Genomic DNA, 16,696 nt, shown 5'->3' with positions numbered 1-16,696 from the left:
TCTGCAGTGTACAAAAGCAGCTGCCCTTCCGGTGGCCTGCGATCGCGGTTAGCGTTGGGGCATGACCGAGATCACCGACGATCTGCCCGCTCGACTCATGCACGAGGAGCACGCCGGCTGGCGGGCGATCGTCGAGGGGCGGGGCGGGGAGCATTACGTGCGGGCGATGACCCGCGATGCGCTCATGGTCGTCGAGGGGGCGATGCTCGGCCGTGACGAGATTCTGGCGGCCTTCCGCAAGACTCCGCCGTGGGAGACCTACGAACTGCACGAGCCCGCCGTCATCCGTCTCGGCGACCGCGCCGGCATCGTCGTGTACCGCGCCGTAGCCACGCGCGGCGACGACACCGTGAACCTGCGCATGTCGACGACGTACCTCTACGACGACGGCGCGTGGCACGTCGCGGCGCACCAGCAGACGCACGCCTGACCCGGCGAGCGCCGACCGGGTGGGCCAGCCGGCCGGCTCAGCCGGGTGGTTCGGTCCGGTGCCTCAGCCGGGTGGTTCAGTCAGTCGGTGCCGAGGTCGAACGCCGCGGCCTCGATCGCGGCATCCGTCGCCGCTTCGAGGTCGGTCTCGGTCTCGCCGGCGGTGATCTCGGCCGCTTCGCCCTGAGTGAGGTCGCCCACGAGCTTCGCGGTCTCGCCGCCGACGATGCCCTGCTTCGCGTACTGCTCGAGGCGGGCGCGCGAGTCGGCGATGTCGAGGTTGCGCATGGTCAGCTGGCCGATGCGGTCGAGCGGGCCGAATGCTGCGTCGCCCACGCGCTCCATGGAGAGCTTGTCGGGGTGGTAGCTGAGTGCGGGGCCGCGCGTGTCGAGGATCGTGTAGTCGTCGCCGCGGCGCAGGCGCAGGGTGACCTCGCCCGTGACGGCCGAGCCGACCCACTTCTGCAGCGACTCGCGCAGCATGAGCGACTGCGGGTCGAGCCAGCGGCCCTCGTACATGAGCCGGCCGAGACGACGGCCCTCTTGGTGGTAGCTCGCCACGGTGTCTTCGTTGTGGATCGCGTTGAGCAGCCGCTCGTAGGCGATGTGCAGCAGCGCCATGCCGGGCGCCTCATAGATGCCGCGGCTCTTCGCCTCGATGATGCGGTTCTCGATCTGGTCGGAGACGCCGAGGCCGTGCCGGCCGCCGATCGTGTTCGCCTCGAGCACGAGGGCGACGGCGTCGGCGAACTCCGCACCGTTGATCGTGACGGGTCGGCCCGCCTCGAAGCCGATCGTGACGACCTCTGGGGCGATTTCGACGTCGTCGCGCCACGAGGGCACGCCCATGATCGGTTCGACGATCTCGACCCCGGTGTCGAGGTGCTCGAGGGTCTTCGCTTCGTGCGTCGCACCCCAGATGTTCGCGTCGGTGGAGTAGGCCTTCTCGGCCGAGGCGCGGTACGGGAAGCCCCGCGCGATCATCCACTCGCTCATCTCGGTGCGGCCGCCGAGCTCGTTGACGAACGCCTCGTCGAGCCATGGCTTGTAGATGCGCAGGCGCGGGTTCGCGAGCAGGCCGTAGCGGTAGAACCGCTCGATGTCGTTGCCCTTGTACGTCGAGCCGTCGCCCCAGATCTCGACGTCGTCGTCGCGCATCGCACGCACGAGCAGGGTGCCGGTGACCGCGCGGCCGAGCGGGGTCGTGTTGAAGTAGGTCTTGCCGCCCGAGCGGATGTGGAACGCACCGGTGGCGAGGGCCACGAGCCCCTCTTCGACGAGCGCAGAACGGCAGTCGACGAGACGGGCGATCTCGGCGCCGTACTCTTTCGCGCGGTCGGGAACGGCCTCGACGTCAGGCTCGTCGGGCTGGCCGAGGTCGGCGGTGTAGGTGCAGGGCACCGCACCCTTCTCGCGCATCCAGGCGACCGCGACGGAGGTGTCGAGACCTCCGGAGAAGGCGATGCCGACGCGTTCGCCGACGGGGAGGCTGGTCAGGACTTTCGACATGCCCTCCAGCCTACTTGCGCTGCGGGTTTCGGTTGTCGCGTCGCTCCTCCTCAACCCGCGGAGCGACCCCCGCGATAAGGTTGAGTGTGACTGCAGATCAATCAGCACCGGAGCCAGAGGCGTCGCTCGCCGACGAACCCGAGGTGCGGCAGGCGCTCGCCGAGGGCGACCGCGCGTCGGTCTCGGCGGTCGTCGCGGAGCATCCGTCGTCGCCGCTCGCCTGGACCGAACTCGCCGACCTCGCCGATTCAGAGGGCCGCGCCCTCGAGTCCTTCGCGTTCGCCTCCGTCGCGGTCGACCTCGCCCGGGAGCAGCTCGCCGCCGGCGGCTGGCAGCCGGGCGACCTCGTCGCGTGGGCCGATGAGCCCAACCGCGCCTACTTGCGCGCCCTCGACACGCAGCGTCGCGCCGCCGAGAGCCTCGGCCTCGTCGACCGCGCGACGCGTCTTGCCGATGAACTCGCGACCGCCGACGCCGAAGCACCGGCGCGCATCGCATCGGAGTACACCCCGACGCAGCTGATGCCCGTCGTCGCCGCGCGCCCACCTTTCACGCCTGCGACATCCGTCGAGGCACACACCGGCGACCCGATCGCCGAACCCGCCGTGTCCGACGCGGCAGGAGCAGGAGAGGACTGACATGCCCGCAGCCGTACTGATCGGTGCACAGTGGGGCGATGAGGGCAAGGGCAAGGCGACCGACCTGCTCGGCTCGCGCCTCGATTACGTCGTCAAGTTCAACGGCGGCAACAACGCCGGGCACACCGTCGTCGTCGGCGACGAGAAGTACGCCCTGCACCTGCTGCCCTCCGGCATCCTGACGCCCGGCGTCACGCCGGTGATCGCCAACGGCGTCGTCGTCGACATCGAGGTGCTCTTCGAAGAACTCGAAGGACTCGAAAGCCGAGGGGTGGATGTCTCGAAGCTGCGCGTCTCCGCCAACGCGCACCTCATCACGCAGTACCACCGCACCCTCGACAAGGTCACCGAACGGTTCCTCGGCAAGCGGCAGATCGGCACGACGGGCCGCGGCATCGGCCCGGCCTACGCCGACAAGATCAACCGGGTCGGCATCCGCATGCAAGACCTGTTCGACGAGAACATCCTGCGGCAGAAGGTCGAGGGCGCCCTCGACCAGAAGAACCACCTGCTCGTCAAGGTCTACAATCGTCGCGCGATCGGCGTCGACGAGGTCGTCGACGAGCTGCTCGGCTACGTCGACCGCCTGCGCCCGATGGTCACCGACACCGCGTTGCTACTGCACCGGGCGCTCGACGCCGGCGAGACCGTGCTCTTCGAAGGCGGCCAGGCCACGATGCTCGACGTCGACCACGGCACATACCCCTTCGTCACCTCGTCGAACGCGACGAGTGGCGGCGCCGTCACCGGCTCGGGCATCGCGCCGAACCGAATCGACCGGGTCATCGCCGTGGTGAAGGCGTACACCACCCGCGTCGGAGCAGGCCCGTTCCCGACCGAGTTGTTCGACGAGTGGGGCGACTTCCTCACCGAGCATGGCCACGAGTTCGGCACCACCACGGGCCGCCGGCGCCGCACCGGCTGGTACGACGCGCCCATCGCCCGCTACGCCGCCCGCATCAACGGCGTCACCGACTTCGTGCTCACGAAACTCGACGTGCTCACCGGCATCGAGCGCATCCCCGTCGCGGTCGCGTACGACGTCGACGGCGAACGCTTCGACGAGGTGCCGGTCTCCCAGTCCGACTTCCACCACGCGAAGCCGATCTACGAGGAGTTCCCCGGCTGGACCGAAGACATCACGGGTGCGCGCGAGTTGTCCGACCTGCCCGCGAACGCGCAGGCGTATGTGCGCGAACTCGAGGGCATGAGCGGCTCGCGCATCTCCGCGATCGGCGTCGGCCCCGGCCGCGACGAGATCGTCACGCTGCACGACCTGCTCGAGTAGAGCCGACCGGGCGCCGACGAACGAGAAGGGGGTGGATGTCCGTGACATCCGCCCCCTTCTCGTCGGTTCGGCTACTTCTCGGTGCCGATGGCCTTGTCGATGTTGGCGCGTACCTCGTCGATCTTGTCGGCGTGGTCGCCGGCGACCTTCTTGGCCGCGTCTGCGGCGCCGTCGAGCACCTTGTCGCTGATGTCTTCAGCCTGCTCGCTGTTCAGGACTTCGGAGATCTTCTCCTTGTTGTCTTCGATGAAGTCCTTGGCCTTGTTGGTCAGATCGTCAAGAGCCCCCATGGCCCCGCCTTTCGATTCGAAGTTGGTCGTACCCTCGTCATCGTATGACGGCGGATGCCGCGGCGTAACCCTCTCGGACCGAATGGCGCCGCGGCGCCGTGCAGGACGTGCCGCTACGTCAGCTCGGCGGCCAGCCGATTCGCCGTCATGTACGAGATCGCTTCGATCGAGACCATCGGGTTCACCCCGGAGGCCGTGGGGAAGCACGATGCATCCGCGACGTAGAGTCCCTTCACATCCCAGGTCTGCCCGTCGGGATCGACGGCCGACGTCGCCGCCGCTGCGCCCATGCGCGCCGACCCCATGATGTGCAGCGCGACGACTCCGAGGCGCCCGGGAGCGAACCCCTGGCGACGCACGTCCGCCTCGAACGCATCCAGCGTGCCGTTCGCCGGCTCGTAGGCGACGTCACGCTGATGCGTCGTGCGGATGCGGCGCGCGCCGGCCGCCTCGAGCAGCCTCGCCGAGCCGAGCATCCCCTGGATCATGTGCTCGCCGTCGGCGGGCGAGATCCGGTATCGAACAACCGGCTCGCCGTCCGGCCCGATGCGGACGGTCCCGCCCGGGTCGCGATCACGGACGATGACGGCGACGTCGACGGTGCGCTCCCACTCGGCGGTGCGCTCGAGGTACTGCGCGCCGCTGCGCCAGTTGACGAACGCGCTGCCCAGCGCGGGCGTGATCGGCGCGGTCTCGAGGATCGCGCCGTACCCGGCGCCGTCGAGGTCGGTGAACTGCTCGACGCATCGCGCCTGCATCGTGCCCTCCCACGGTGCGATGCGCTCGTCCATCAGTCCGAGCACGGCGGTCGCCGGATGCAGCCGCAGGTGAGCGCCGATGTTCTTGTTGCCGAGCCCGCTGCGCTGCAGCAGGGCGGGCGTCTGGAGGGAGCCCGCCGACGACACCACCGCGCGGGCCCGCACCGTGACCCGGTGCCCGTCTGCAGTCACCGCCTCGACGCCCGTGGCACGGCCGTTCGCGGTCGTGACGTTGCGCACGTCGACCCCGACGAACAGCCGCGCGCCGGCCCGTTCGGCGTCTGCGAGCCACGTCTTGGCCGTCGACTGCTTCGCACCGAGCCGGCAGCCGAGGCCGCAGCGCCCGCATGAGACGCCCTGGTCGCAGCCGGAGACGTTACGGGCGAGCGTCGCCACCGGCCACCCCAGGGCGCGCGCACCCCGTTCGAGCACGTCGTCGCGCACGGCGGGCGTGCTCTCGGCGAGCGTCACGCCGAGTCGCTCCCACACGGCATCGAGGGCCCCCGTGTATTCGTCGGTCGCGAACTGCCGGGCACCCTGGGCCGCCCATTCCTCACGCACGCGGTCGGGGGTGCGGAACGACGTCGCGTAGTTGATCACCGTGCCGCCGCCGAGGGTGCGACCCGCGAACAGCGCGAGCTGCCCTTCGGTCGAGAGCATCGAGGTGTAGAGCCGAGCGATGCCGGTCGCCTCGTCGCCATCGAAGTCGCGATCGTCGTAATAGTCGCCGCTCTCGAGCACGACGACGTCGAGCCCGGCCTGTGCGAGCACGGCCGCCGCCGGCCCTCCTCCGGCGCCCGAGCCCACGATCACGACGTCGGCGTCGAGGGTGAGATCGCCCGTGGGCCTGGCCGGCGAGAGCGGCGGCCGCGGGGCATCCGGAACCGAAGTCAACGGGCCTGGAAACGACATCGTCTTCCAGATCGGCTCTCCGGCGGCCAGCATGTACGGCAGTGTCGAGGCCGTCTTCAGCGCACCGAACATCGTGCGCTTGAGCGCGAGCGAGGAGTCGCCCAGTCCGGCGAGCACGCGCTCCCGTTCACTGCGACCGAGCGTCGAGAAGCGTCGCGGGCCCGCGCCCAGCAGGAGTCCGAACAGGGGGGAGTCCCAGTTCTGCAGGAGGAAGGCGAGCTGACGGGCATCCGCCTCCCGCCCCGACGCCGCGGTGTGCAGGGCGATCTCGGGGGCGCCCACGGCGCTGGCCGAGGGGATGCCGTCGTCATTGCCGGGCGCGAAGGTGTCGGCGATCACTCGCATCGTCGCGAGGTGCCTGTCTGTGAAGGTCATGCCCGCGACTGTAACGGGAATACGGCCAGAAGTGAATCATGATTCACTTCTCTTCACTGCGGCTGACGAGTCTGTGCACTGCGGCTGACGAGTCTGTTCGGTGCGGGTGAGGAGCGCCTCCCGAACGGCGCGGTGGGCGCCGTCGCCCTGTGCCAGACTCGACGGGTGACCTCGACGCTCCCGCTCGGCGATCCGATCACGGGCCGCTTCGTGACTCTGTCTCCGTTGCGCATCCCGGCTGATCTGCCGGAGCTCGCGCGGGCCCTCCGCCATCCCGAGGTCTTCGCCGGCGGGTACGGCGGCGGCCCCGCGGGCCTGCCCGCCGACGATGCCGCGTTCGAGACATTCGCCGCGGGCTACTACGCCCTTGACGGGTCCGCGATCCCGTGGGCGGTGCGCTTGCGCGGCGGTCCCGACGACGGCCGCGTGGTCGGTGCGACCAAGCTCGGCGACTTCGACCTGCCGAACGAGTCGACGCACATCGGGTGGACCGCCTACGACCCGGGCGTCTGGGGCAGCGCCGTGAACCCCGAGACGAAGCTGCTGTTGCTCGACCTCGCCTTCCGCAACGGGTTCGGCCGGGTGAAGATCCAGGCCGACGCGAACAACGCGCGATCCCGCGCGGCGATCGAGAAACTCGGCGCACGACTCGACGGCGTCATGCGCCGCGACATGCGCCGTGCAGACGGCAGCTGGCGCGACAGCGCGGTGTACTCGGTCATCATCGACGAATGGCCTGCCGTGCAGGCCGGACTCGAGGGGCGCCTCGCGGCCCGAGGCGACGGGCCCGTCGAGGTGCGTGCGGGGCAGTAGCGGGGCCGAGTTCGCGGCGCTGAGACACCGGCGCTGAGCCCGCGGCGCCGAGCCCGCGGCGCTGAGCCGCCGGCGCTAACCCCAGAGTTTCGAGGCACCGTCGACGATGGCGGCAGCTCCGCCGACGTAGGCGATCACGATCACCGCGATGCGTGCTGCGTGATGCGGGATGCGACGGTGCAGGAGTTCGCCGAGCGCGAGGCCGATGAGCAGCGCGCCGATGACGAATGGCCAGGCACCCGGCTCGAGCTCGGGCACCGCCCACCCGGTCGCGCCGAGCTTTCCCACGAGTGATGCGACACCGATGACCACGAAGTACGGCTGGGCAGTTGCGGCGAAGGCCGCCTGCGGCCAGCGCGTCGAGACGGCGTAGACGCTGAGTGCGGGCCCGCCGACCCCGGCCGAGGCGTTCATGAATCCGGATGCCGCGCCGGCGACGATGGCCGGAGTGCGACCGGTCGCGACGTGCTCGGTGCGGGTCATCGCGAGCGAGACCGTGAGCGCGACGATCACGAGCACGCCGACCCCCAGTTGCAGCACGGGGCCCGGCAGGTGCGCCGCGACGAGCGCCCCGCCGACGGTGCCGGCGATCGCCGGAACGACGAGCCAGCCGAACCGCCGCCAATCGACATGACGCCACACCCTCGGCAGTATCAGGAGCGAAGAGAGCACCGCGCAGAGATTCACGACGATGACGCCGTCGAACGGCCCGAGCAGGATGACGAGCGCCGGTGCGGCGATGAGCGCGAAGCCCATGCCGGTGATGCGCTGGGCCAACGCGCCGACGAGTACCGAGACGGCGACGGGCAGGAGCACCGGTGCAGTCTATCGACGGCTACCGTCGGGGCCGCCCAACGCACGCGTCGGCCCGGTCGCTGGCCCCGCTGCCGGAACGGCCTTCGGTCCGGCTTCCGGCACGTGCAGCCGGGTGAGGAACGCGTCGGTGCCGCGTGGGATGCCCCGGCGGTCGGCACGGGAGACGAGCACCGTCACGGTGACCGCGATCGGCACCGTCCACGCTGCGGGCTGCTCGAGGAACGGCCGCAACGAGGGGGCGGCGGCCGTGAGGAGCGGGCCGCCGAGGATCGCCACGCCCGACAGCACGGCACCCGTGAGCATGCCGGCGATCGCCCCGCGTGCGGTGAGGCCGCGCCACCAGATGCCGAGGATCAGCATGGGGCAGAGCGTCGATGCCGTGAACGCGAAGACGAGCCCGACGCTGCCGGCGAGACCGGCAGACTCGGTCGTGAGTGCGACGAGGAGCGGGATGAACGAGGAGACGACCGCCGCGATGCGGAACCCGCGCACACTGCCGCCGAGCAGGTCTTGGCTGATGACGCCGGCGAGCGAGACGACGAGACCCGACGAGGTGGAGAGGAACGCGCCGAACGCGCCCGCGATCACGAGGGCCGTGAGCAGCTCGCCGCCGACTCCCGGCACGAGCCGGCCGGGCAGCAGCAGGATGAGCGCGTCGGCCTCACCGGAGGCGGCGAGATCGGGCGCGAACGCGCGGCCAAGGAGGCCGAACGCGGTGGGGAAGAGATAGAACACCGAGAGCAGCACGAGCACGATGACCGTGGTGCGACGGGCGGCGACGCCGTCGGGGTTCGTGTAGAAACGCACGAGCACGTGCGGCAACCCGAGGGTGCCGAGGAGCAGCGCCACCATGAGCGAGACCGTGCGGTAGACGTCGAGGTCGGCCGGACCCGCCGCGGGCGGGAACGCCTCGGCGGGCGTGAGCTGCGACGCCGGCTCACCGCCGCCGAGGATGAGCAGCAGCGCGACGACCGGCACCGCGAGCGCCGTGAGCTTCAGCCAGAACTGGAACGCCTGCACGAAGGTGATCGAGCGCATGCCGCCGGCGGCGACGATGACGGCGACGATGACGGCGACGGCGAGCGAGCCGACCCACGAGGGCAGCCCCGTCGTGATGCGCACGGTGAGGGCCGCGCCCTGCAACTGCGGCACGATGTAGAACCAGCCGACGACGATCACGAGCGTCGAGGTCACCCGACGTGCCCACTTCGATTCGAGGCGTGCCTCGGTGAAGTCGGGGATCGTGTACGCGCCCGAGCGGCGCAGCGGCGCAGCGACGAAGAGCAGGAGCATGAGGTATCCGGCCGTATAGCCGATCGGGAACCACAGTGCGCCAGAGCCCTGCAGCAGGATGAGCCCGGCGATGCCGAGGAAGGAAGCCGCCGAGAGGTACTCGCCCCCGATCGCCGAGGCGTTCCACCACGGTCGCACCGTGCGGGAGGCGACGTAGAAGTCACTCGTCGTGCGCGAGACCCGCAACCCGTAGAAGCCGATGAGCGCCGAGGCGAGGGCGACGGCCGCGATCGCGGCGTAGCCGATGACGGGATTCATTCCGACTCGGTGAGCGATCGGTAGCGCGCCTCGTTGCGCGTGGCGGCACGCACGTAGAGCCCGCCGACCGTGATCGTGAGCGGGTAGACGCCGACGCCGAGCAGCAGCCAGGACGCGGGCACCCCGAACACGAACACCCCGTCGAGCTCGGGCACGAGCGCGATCGCGAGCACGAAGAGGGCCGTGGCGACGGCGAAGCCGACCGCGAAGACGATCGCGAGCCGCAACTGCGAGCGGATGAGCGAGCGCACGTACACGCCGGCGATGTCGCTCGTCGGCGCCCCCGAGCCATGCAGCGGCAGCAGGCGAGCGGCGTTCCCTGAGCGTGCCGAAGGGGCCCCGGCGAGGCCCGGTCGCAGAGCGGTGACACGCACCCGCGGCGGGGGTGCGCTCGTGGGTTGAGGAGGCGCGTCGGCGCCGTCTCGAAACCCTGTTGTGCGGGCATCGCCGGTTTCGGTGGCTCCTTCGTCGCTCCTCAACCCGCGGGGCTCCGGCTCGTCGCTCATTGCCTCGGCCGGATCATCGCCTGGTCGAGCCGGTCGCGCAGCGCCGGCAGCAGCCGTCGGCTGACGGGCAGCTCGGCCTGGCCGACGGTGACGCTCGGATGGTCGGAGCCCAGCCGGATGCGGCTGAGGTGCGACAGCGACACGAGATACGAGCGGTGCACGCGTACGAACCCGGCGTCGGCCCATTGCCGCTCGAGGTCACTCATCGGCACGCGCACGAGGTAGCTCGCCTCCTCGGTGTGCAGCCGCGCGTAGTCGCCCTGCGCCTGCACGTAGCGCACGTCGTCGCGGCGGATCATGCGGGTCGTGCCGCCGAGCGAGACGGCGATCATCTCGGGCGCAGCGGATGCGTCGGGGTGCGCCTGGCTCGATGCGCCGGCCTTCAGCGCCTCGACGATCCGGCCGAGCGAGCGGTGCAGTCGTTCGGTTCGCACGGGCTTCAGCAGGTAGTCGACCGCGGCGAGGTCGAACGCCTCGATCGCACCTTCTTCATCGGCCGTGACGAAGACGAGCACCGGCCGATGCTCGAACCGGGCGAGTGCGCGAGCGAGGTCGAACCCGGTGAGCCCTGGCATGTGGATGTCGAGGAACGCCGCGTCGACCGGCTCCCGCGTGAGCAGGCGGATCGCCTCGGCGCCCGAGGCGGCCTGATGGATCACGCCGACCCGAGGATCCTGCCCGAGAAGGAAGGCGAGCTCGTCGATCGCGGGCTGCTCGTCGTCTGCGATGAGCACGGAGATCATGGCTCCAGTCTCCCATCGGCGCTCGCTGAGCTTGTCGAAGCGCGCTTGCCGGGGGAGTTCCCTTCGACAGGCTCAGGGAGCGCTCGCGGGCGTCTCGGGCCCGACTTCGGCACGCGCATGCGCACGAGTGTGCCTGCGCCGACGTTCGTCTCGACGACGAGGCCGTGCTCGTCACCGTAGACCTGCCGGAGACGCGCATCGACGTTGCGCAGGCCCACGTGCTCGCCCCCGGCGGCGCCGCCCGCGAACACCGTCGTGAGCGCTTCGGGGTCGATGCCGACGCCGTCGTCTTCAACGCTGAGGTCGGCGAACGCGCCGGAGTCGGCTGCGGTGATCGTGATGCGACCGCCGCCCTCCTTCGACTCGAGGCCGTGCCGAACGGCGTTCTCGACGAGCGGCTGGATCGACAGGAACGGCACCACCGTCGAGAGCACCTCGGGCGCGATCTGGAGCGTGACTTTCAGGCGCGCGCCGAAGCGGGCCCGTTCGAGGCGCAGGTAGCTGTCGATCGAGCGGAGCTCTTCGGCGACCGTGGTGAAGTCGCCGTGCCGGCGGAACGAGTAGCGGGTGAAGTCGGCGAACTCGAGCACGAGTTCGCGCGCCTGCGCAGGGTCGGTGTTGATGAACGAGGCGATCGCGTTCAGGGAGTTGTAGATGAAGTGCGGGCTGATCTGCGCACGGAGCGCCCGCACCTCGGCTTCGGCGAGGGCGGCGCGCGAGGCGTCGAGTTCACCGAGCTCGACCTGGGCTGCGACCCAGGCGGCGACCTCACCCGTGGCCCGCACGAGGCCCGCGCGCACGGGGGAGGCGAACGCCACGATCGCCCCGAGTGGACCGGCGCCGCCGAGGATCGGGGCGACGACGGCATCCGTCTCCCACGCGCCGATCGGAATCCGGCGTTGCACCTGCTGCCTGCCGCTGGCGAGGGCCGCAGCGGCGAGCCGCTCGGCGACCGGACGCACGGCATCGTCGCCGTCGATTGCGATCGTGCCCGATCGGTCGACGATCGCGAGGCTCGCGCAGCCGAGGAGCGTTCGCAGATGCTTGCCTGCACGCATCGCGTCGAGTTCGTCGATGCCGCCGCGCAAGTGCTCGGCCGCCCGTGACGCCAGGTGCAGTGTCTGATAGGTCGCCTGCTCGGCGTCGGTGCCGAGCTCCTTCGAGGCAAGCACGATGCGCCTCAGGAACAGCATGAGCCCGACCGCGAGCGCTCCGCCGGCCGCGCCGAGGGCGGCAGCGAGCAACATCGACTCGGACATGCACGCCAGCGTAACCGCTCGACCCGGCGCCGATCGCTCGTCGCGTCGGGCCCGCCGTTCGTCGCACCGACGATGCCGTTCGTCGACGACGAACGGCATGCGCCCCACGCAGCCGGTCGGGAGCGCGAGAGTGGGCCGACCGAACATTCGATGCGGCGTGCGATCCGTTCGCCGCTCCCCCCGAAGGAGACGCGATGGGCAACGAAGCCCTGAGCGCGGAGACAGAAGCGGCCCCGGCCGTCGACTACCGCGCGGTGCAACAATCCGAAGAGTTCCAGCGACTGCGTTCGAAGCACCGGAAGTTCGTCTTCCCCGTGCTCGGCGCCTGCCTCGTCTGGTACCTCGCCTACGTGCTGCTGGCCGGCTACGCGCACGACTTCATGTCGACGCCCGTGTTCGGCAGCGTCAACGTCGCGATCCTGCTCGGTCTCGCGCAGGTCGTCACGACGTTCGCCGTGACCACGTGGTACGTGACCTACGCCAACCGTGAGCTCGACCCGATCGCCGCGCACATGCGCGAGGAGATCGAGTCCGGGGCATCCTTCGCCGAGACCGAGGTGAACCGCTGATGCTGCACTTCGAAGCCGCCCCCGCCACCCAGGTCGGTGAGCCCTGGCTGAACATCGCCATCTTCGGCGCATTCGTCGCGATCACGATGATCATCGTGTTCCGCGCGAGCCGCAACAACAAGACCGCCGCCGACTACTACGCCGCCGGCCGCTCGTTCACAGGCGGCCAGAACGGCTCGGCGATCGCGGGCGACTACCTCTCGGCGGCGTCGTTCCTCGGCATCGTCGGCGCGATCGCGATCACGGGCTACGACGGGTTCCTCTACTCGATCGGCTTCCTCGTGGCGTGGCTCGTCGCGCTGCTGCTCGTCGCTGAGCTCCTGCGCAACACGGGCAAGTTCACGATGGCCGACGTGCTCTCGTTCCGCCTGAAGCAGAAGCCCGTGCGCATCGCGGCCGCGACGACGACGCTCGTCGTCTGCTTCTTCTACCTGCTGGCTCAGATGGCGGGCGCGGGCGGTCTCGTCTCGCTCCTGCTCGGCGTGGGCGACCAGCTCGGCCAGGCGCTCGTCATCACTGTCGTGGGTGCGCTCATGATCCTCTACGTGCTCATCGGCGGCATGAAGGGCACCACCTGGGTGCAGATCATCAAGGCGATCCTGCTCATCGCGGGCGCCGGCGTGATGACGGTGTGGGTGCTCGCCATCAACGGCTTCAACTTCTCGACGCTGCTCGACAATGCGGTCGCGGTCGCGGGCAACCCCGAGATCCTGAACCCCGGCATCAAGTACGGCGTCTCGGAGGTCGCGAAGGTCGACTTCCTCTCGCTCGGCCTCGCCCTCGTGCTCGGCACTGCGGCGCTGCCGCACGTGCTCATGCGCTTCTACACGGTGCCCACCGCCAAGGAGGCACGCAAGTCCGTCGTCTGGGCGATCTGGCTCATCGGCATCTTCTACGTGTTCACGCTCGTGCTCGGCTACGGTGCGGCGGCCCTCGTGGGCGCCGACGTCATCGCGGCGGCTCCGGGCGGTCCGAACTCGGCGGCACCGCTGCTCGCGTTCGAGCTCGGCGGTCCGGTGCTGCTCGGGCTCATCTCGGCGATCGCGTTCGCGACGATCCTCGCGGTCGTCGCCGGCCTCACGATCACGGCGGCGGCCTCCTTCGCCCACGACATCTACGCGAGCGTCGTGAAGAAGGGCAAGCCTGCACCGGGTGCCGAGGTCAAGGTGGCTCGTCGCACGGTCGTGATCATCGGCGTCGTCGCGATCGTCGGCGGCATCGGGGCGAACGGCCAGAACGTCGCCTTCCTCGTGGCGCTCGCGTTCGCGGTTGCGGCGTCGGCGAACCTGCCGACGATCGTGTACTCGCTCTTCTGGAAGCGCTTCACCACGCAGGGCGCCCTGTGGAGCATGTACGGCGGTCTCGCGTCGGCGATCATCCTCATCATCTTCTCGCCGGTCGTCTCGGGCTCCGTGACGTCGATGCTGAAGACGGAGGACATCAACTTCGCGATCTTCCCGCTCTCGAACCCGGGCATCGTCTCGATCCCGCTGGCCTTCTTCCTCGGCTGGCTCGGCACGGTGCTCGACAAGAAGAAGGAGGACCCACTGAAGCAGTCCGAGATGGAGGTGCGCTCGCTGACCGGCGTCGGCGCCGAGAAGGCGACGCAGCACTGAGCACTCCCGGCGGCGGGAAGTCCCACCCGCCGCCGGGAACCGTTTCGACCCGGCGGGAATGCCTGCCCATGCCGTGTCGAACGAACAGGCGGGGGCGGATGTCGCAACGTGATGTTGCGGCATCCGCCCCCGTTGTCGCGTGAGGTCACATGTTGATCATGTGGCCGGCGAGGCCGTGGTACGCCTCCTGCAGCGCCTCGGAGAGCGTCGGGTGCGTGTGCACGTTGCGGGCGAGCTCGAGGGCGCCGAGGTCCCACTTCTGCGCGAGGGTCAGCTCTGGCAGCAGCTCCGAGACATCCGGACCGATGAGATGCCCGCCGAGCAACTCGAGGTACTTCGCGTCGGCGACGAGCTTGACGAAGCCGACGGGCTCGCCGAGCCCGTTCGCCTTACCGTTGGCGCTGAACGGGAACTTCGCGACGACCACGTCGTAGCCCTCGTCGCGGGCCTGCTGCTCGGTGAGGCCGAAGCTCGCGATCTGCGGCTGGCAGAACGTGGCGCGCGGCATCATGCGGTAGTCGCCGAGTTCCATGGTCTCGGCGTCGCCGATCGTCTCGGCCGCGACGACGCCCTGCGCCTCGGCGACGTGGGCGAGCATGAGCTTCGCGGTGACGTCGCCGATGGCGTAGATGTGCGGCACGTTCGTGCGCATGCGCTCGTCGATCGCGATGGCGCCGCGCTCGGTGAGCGCTACGCCCGCCTGCTCGAGGCCGAAGCCCTCGACGTTCGGCGCGAACCCGACCGAGATGAGCGCGCGGTCGACCTGCAGGCTTCCGGCGTCGCCGTTCGCGCCCGTGTACGAGACGGTGACGGATGCCCCGTCGTCGACGACCGACTCCACCTTCGTCGACGTGAGGATCGGCACTCCGAGATTGCGGTACTGGCGGGTGATCTCCTTCGAGACTTCGACGTCTTCATTCGGCAGCGCCCGGTCGAGGAACTCGATGACCGTGACCTCGACCCCGTAGTTGCGCAGCACGTAGGCGAACTCCATGCCGATCGCGCCGGCGCCGACGATCGCGATCGAGCGCGGCAGTTCGCGGGTGAGGATCTGCGACTCGTAGGTGACGACGTTCTCGCTCAGTTCGACGCCCGGCAGCAGCCGCACGCGTGAACCGGTCGCGATGATGGCGTTCGCGAAGGTGAGCTGCTCGGCCTGGCCGTCGGCCCTCGCGACGTCGATCGCGTTCGGGCCCGTGAACGTTCCGCGCCCGTCGACCTCGGTGATGCCGTTCTTCTTCATGAGGAAGTGCACGCCCTTGACGTGCTTCTCTGACACCTGGCGGCTGCGGTCGAACGCGACGCCGTAATCGAAGTGCGCCTCGCCCGAGATGCCGAACGCCGCAGCCTGGTCGTGGAAGATGTGCGCGAGCTCGGCGTTGCGCAGCAGCGCCTTCGAGGGGATGCAGCCGATGTTGAGGCACACACCGCCCCAGTATCTCTCTTCGATCACGGCGACGCTGAGACCGAGTTGGGCGGCGCGAATCGCGGCGACGTAGCCGCCCGGGCCCGCGCCGAGGACGACGACATCGAAATGGCTGGTCATTCCGTCAGCCTATGCGCGCCGCACCGCGGAGCGGGAGGGGGAATCGAGGCCAGCGGATGCCGCGGCGGCCGTCCTTCGGCGGATTCCGGACAAGCACCCCGGCAGTCGCGTCGGGGCGTCGGCGGTCGAGCATACGCTCGATCGGTGAGCACCGACCAGCACGCCACCGTAGCTGCACTCGCCCCGAAGCGCACCGGTCGGTTGTCGACGTGGCCGCAGTTCCTCGGCATGGGCGTCGTCTGCGGCCGACGCCGCGTTCTCGCTCCGTGCTGACGCCGCAGGTGACTCTCAGTGCAGCCGGCGCCAGTCCGCCGGCATCGGAACCGCACCCCATGCCTCGTCGGGGGCCCAAGGTGTCCAGTCGGCGTCGAATGGCCAGGCTGCGCCGCGCGCGATCGAGGTGAGCTCCTCGCCGGCCATGCGAGCGCGTTCGGCGTCGGTGATCGCCATTGCGCCGACCTCGACGAGCCATGCCAGTTCGTCCTCGTCCTTGTAGTCGACCTCCCAGGGCCCGCCGACCGGGTCGCCCACGCCGACGACGTCGAGAGTCCAGTCCTCTGTGTCGAATCCGACGGCGGAGCGGCGCCACGGCTCCTCGAGGTTGCCGTACCAGACGCTGGTCCAGTCACGGCCGTCGTGCCAGCGCCACACCGACCACGGCTCGCCGTGTCGGTGCACCCGCACCACCGCGTCGCCGTTCCAGTTGCGCTCGAGGTGCGTGCCGTTCCACTCGTCTGGCAACACGAGGCGGCGGTTCGGCCCCGCTCCCCGGCCCGCCCTGGCGCGCACCGCGGAACCGGGCGGCGTGCAGATGACGGTCAGCTCGTCGGAGTCCGTGACCACGATGCCGGCGACCGCGAACCCGACGATGGTGCCGTGACTTCCGTATTGGTGGACGCCGCGGATCGCGACGCGCCTGCCGCGCTCGAACGGAGTGGGCTCGCTCGCATGCGCGTGGGGCGCATGCGGCGCGTCCTCGGTTGTGTGGTCGAGGTATGTCATTCCGGGAGCCTAGCGATGCGAGGGCTTGACAGCGGCTCGTAGACATGGTTGGTTAGTTACACAAGTAATGAACCAA

At 69.9% G+C, this 16,696-nt stretch carries 17 protein-coding genes; 7 read left to right on the top strand and 10 right to left on the bottom strand.

The window, feature by feature from the left end; all coding sequences use genetic code 11:
- Nucleotides 1-61: 61 nt before the first annotated feature.
- Nucleotides 62-430 (top strand): nuclear transport factor 2 family protein, encoded by a 369-nt coding sequence (locus AC1C2T_RS02050; RefSeq protein ID WP_495361869.1) that lies wholly within the window; start codon nt 62-64, stop codon nt 428-430.
- Nucleotides 431-510: 80 nt separating this feature from the next.
- Here the strand turns inward: AC1C2T_RS02050 and argG are convergent, their stop codons facing one another.
- Nucleotides 511-1,938: an argininosuccinate synthase gene (argG, locus tag AC1C2T_RS02045; protein WP_495384061.1), complete on the bottom strand. Its 1,428-nt coding sequence runs from the start codon at nt 1,936-1,938 to the stop codon at nt 511-513.
- Between the two features lie 86 nt (nt 1,939-2,024).
- On the opposite strand from argG, the gene AC1C2T_RS02040 reads away from it, so the two are divergent.
- Nucleotides 2,025-2,576, top strand: coding sequence for a DUF3151 family protein (locus tag AC1C2T_RS02040; RefSeq protein WP_495384060.1), 552 nt, complete (start codon nt 2,025-2,027; stop codon nt 2,574-2,576).
- A gap of 1 nt (nt 2,577) precedes the next feature.
- On the top strand, nt 2,578-3,864 hold the full coding sequence (locus AC1C2T_RS02035) for an adenylosuccinate synthase (RefSeq protein ID WP_495384059.1): 1,287 nt from the start codon (nt 2,578-2,580) through the stop codon (nt 3,862-3,864).
- Nucleotides 3,865-3,935: 71 nt separating this feature from the next.
- On the opposite strand, the gene AC1C2T_RS02030 is transcribed toward AC1C2T_RS02035, so the two are convergent.
- On the bottom strand, nt 3,936-4,154 hold the full coding sequence (locus AC1C2T_RS02030) for a hypothetical protein (protein WP_495384058.1): 219 nt from the start codon (nt 4,152-4,154) through the stop codon (nt 3,936-3,938).
- A 113-nt stretch (nt 4,155-4,267) separates the two neighbouring features.
- Nucleotides 4,268-6,199, bottom strand: a complete 1,932-nt coding sequence (locus AC1C2T_RS02025; RefSeq protein WP_495384057.1) for a GMC family oxidoreductase N-terminal domain-containing protein — start codon at nt 6,197-6,199, stop codon at nt 4,268-4,270.
- A gap of 165 nt (nt 6,200-6,364) precedes the next feature.
- On the opposite strand from AC1C2T_RS02025, the gene AC1C2T_RS02020 reads away from it, so the two are divergent.
- On the top strand, nt 6,365-7,012 hold the full coding sequence (locus tag AC1C2T_RS02020) for a GNAT family N-acetyltransferase (RefSeq protein ID WP_495384056.1): 648 nt from the start codon (nt 6,365-6,367) through the stop codon (nt 7,010-7,012).
- A 75-nt stretch (nt 7,013-7,087) separates the two neighbouring features.
- Here AC1C2T_RS02020 and AC1C2T_RS02015 read toward each other — a convergent pair whose 3' ends face one another.
- The 5 genes from AC1C2T_RS02015 to AC1C2T_RS01995 form a co-directional block, all read right to left on the bottom strand.
- Complete coding sequence (locus AC1C2T_RS02015; RefSeq protein ID WP_495361875.1) at nt 7,088-7,828, bottom strand: sulfite exporter TauE/SafE family protein; 741 nt, start codon at nt 7,826-7,828, stop codon at nt 7,088-7,090.
- 9 nt (nt 7,829-7,837) lie between these two features.
- Nucleotides 7,838-9,379, bottom strand: a complete 1,542-nt coding sequence (locus tag AC1C2T_RS02010) for a sodium/solute symporter (RefSeq protein WP_495384055.1) — start codon at nt 9,377-9,379, stop codon at nt 7,838-7,840.
- Entirely contained in the window at nt 9,376-9,753 is a 378-nt protein-coding gene (locus tag AC1C2T_RS02005; protein WP_495384054.1) for a DUF485 domain-containing protein, read from the bottom strand. The genes AC1C2T_RS02010 and AC1C2T_RS02005 overlap by 4 nt, the downstream gene beginning before the upstream one ends.
- 128 nt (nt 9,754-9,881) lie before the next feature.
- Nucleotides 9,882-10,628 (bottom strand): LytR/AlgR family response regulator transcription factor, encoded by a 747-nt coding sequence (locus AC1C2T_RS02000; RefSeq protein ID WP_495384053.1) that lies wholly within the window; start codon nt 10,626-10,628, stop codon nt 9,882-9,884.
- Nucleotides 10,625-11,887 (bottom strand): sensor histidine kinase, encoded by a 1,263-nt coding sequence (locus AC1C2T_RS01995; RefSeq protein ID WP_495361879.1) that lies wholly within the window; start codon nt 11,885-11,887, stop codon nt 10,625-10,627. Before AC1C2T_RS01995 ends, AC1C2T_RS02000 begins: the two co-directional genes overlap by 4 nt.
- A 194-nt stretch (nt 11,888-12,081) precedes the next feature.
- On the opposite strand from AC1C2T_RS01995, the gene AC1C2T_RS01990 reads away from it, so the two are divergent.
- The gene (locus AC1C2T_RS01990) at nt 12,082-12,456 is read left to right on the top strand and encodes a DUF485 domain-containing protein (RefSeq protein WP_495384052.1); all 375 of its coding nucleotides are present in this window, start codon (nt 12,082-12,084) and stop codon (nt 12,454-12,456) included.
- Entirely contained in the window at nt 12,456-14,072 is a 1,617-nt protein-coding gene (locus AC1C2T_RS01985) for a monocarboxylic acid transporter (RefSeq protein ID WP_495361881.1), read from the top strand. The genes AC1C2T_RS01990 and AC1C2T_RS01985 overlap by 1 nt, the downstream gene beginning before the upstream one ends.
- A 145-nt stretch (nt 14,073-14,217) precedes the next feature.
- Here AC1C2T_RS01985 and lpdA read toward each other — a convergent pair whose 3' ends face one another.
- The gene (gene lpdA / locus AC1C2T_RS01980) at nt 14,218-15,618 is read right to left on the bottom strand and encodes a dihydrolipoyl dehydrogenase (RefSeq protein WP_495361882.1); all 1,401 of its coding nucleotides are present in this window, start codon (nt 15,616-15,618) and stop codon (nt 14,218-14,220) included.
- Between the two features lie 144 nt (nt 15,619-15,762).
- Here lpdA and AC1C2T_RS01975 point away from each other — a divergent pair, with 144 nt between their 5' ends.
- Nucleotides 15,763-15,891 carry a hypothetical protein gene (locus tag AC1C2T_RS01975; RefSeq protein ID WP_495361883.1) on the top strand — a complete coding sequence of 43 codons (129 nt, stop codon included), beginning with the start codon at nt 15,763-15,765 and terminating at the stop codon, nt 15,889-15,891.
- 15 nt (nt 15,892-15,906) lie between these two features.
- Here AC1C2T_RS01975 and AC1C2T_RS01970 read toward each other — a convergent pair whose 3' ends face one another.
- A complete protein-coding gene (locus AC1C2T_RS01970; RefSeq protein ID WP_495384051.1) occupies nt 15,907-16,620 on the bottom strand; it encodes a DUF402 domain-containing protein in 714 nt (237 codons plus the stop codon).
- Nucleotides 16,621-16,696: the final 76 nt, after the last annotated feature.

Source organism: Agromyces sp. Y558 (genome assembly GCF_059445415.1).
The sequence above is the reverse complement of the archived record's forward strand: the minus strand, read 5'-3'. Positions and strand labels throughout refer to the sequence as shown.

Bases quoted from the DNA above. Each gene is read 5' to 3' on its own strand.
- AC1C2T_RS02050 (WP_495361869.1), top strand. From the start codon at position 62: ATGACCGAGATCACCGACGATCTGCCCGCTCGACTCATGCACGAGGAG.
- argG (WP_495384061.1), bottom strand. From the start codon at position 1,938: ATGTCGAAAGTCCTGACCAGCCTCCCCGTCGGCGAACGCGTCGGCATC.
- AC1C2T_RS02035 (WP_495384059.1), top strand. From the start codon at position 2,578: ATGCCCGCAGCCGTACTGATCGGTGCACAGTGGGGCGATGAGGGCAAG.
- AC1C2T_RS02030 (WP_495384058.1), bottom strand. From the start codon at position 4,154: ATGGGGGCTCTTGACGATCTGACCAACAAGGCCAAGGACTTCATCGAA.
- AC1C2T_RS02025 (WP_495384057.1), bottom strand. From the start codon at position 6,199: ATGACCTTCACAGACAGGCACCTCGCGACGATGCGAGTGATCGCCGAC.
- AC1C2T_RS02010 (WP_495384055.1), bottom strand. From the start codon at position 9,379: ATGAATCCCGTCATCGGCTACGCCGCGATCGCGGCCGTCGCCCTCGCC.
- AC1C2T_RS02000 (WP_495384053.1), bottom strand. From the start codon at position 10,628: ATGATCTCCGTGCTCATCGCAGACGACGAGCAGCCCGCGATCGACGAG.
- AC1C2T_RS01995 (WP_495361879.1), bottom strand. From the start codon at position 11,887: ATGTCCGAGTCGATGTTGCTCGCTGCCGCCCTCGGCGCGGCCGGCGGA.
- AC1C2T_RS01990 (WP_495384052.1), top strand. From the start codon at position 12,082: ATGGGCAACGAAGCCCTGAGCGCGGAGACAGAAGCGGCCCCGGCCGTC.
- AC1C2T_RS01985 (WP_495361881.1), top strand. From the start codon at position 12,456: ATGCTGCACTTCGAAGCCGCCCCCGCCACCCAGGTCGGTGAGCCCTGG.
- lpdA (WP_495361882.1), bottom strand. From the start codon at position 15,618: ATGACCAGCCATTTCGATGTCGTCGTCCTCGGCGCGGGCCCGGGCGGC.
- AC1C2T_RS01970 (WP_495384051.1), bottom strand. From the start codon at position 16,620: ATGACATACCTCGACCACACAACCGAGGACGCGCCGCATGCGCCCCAC.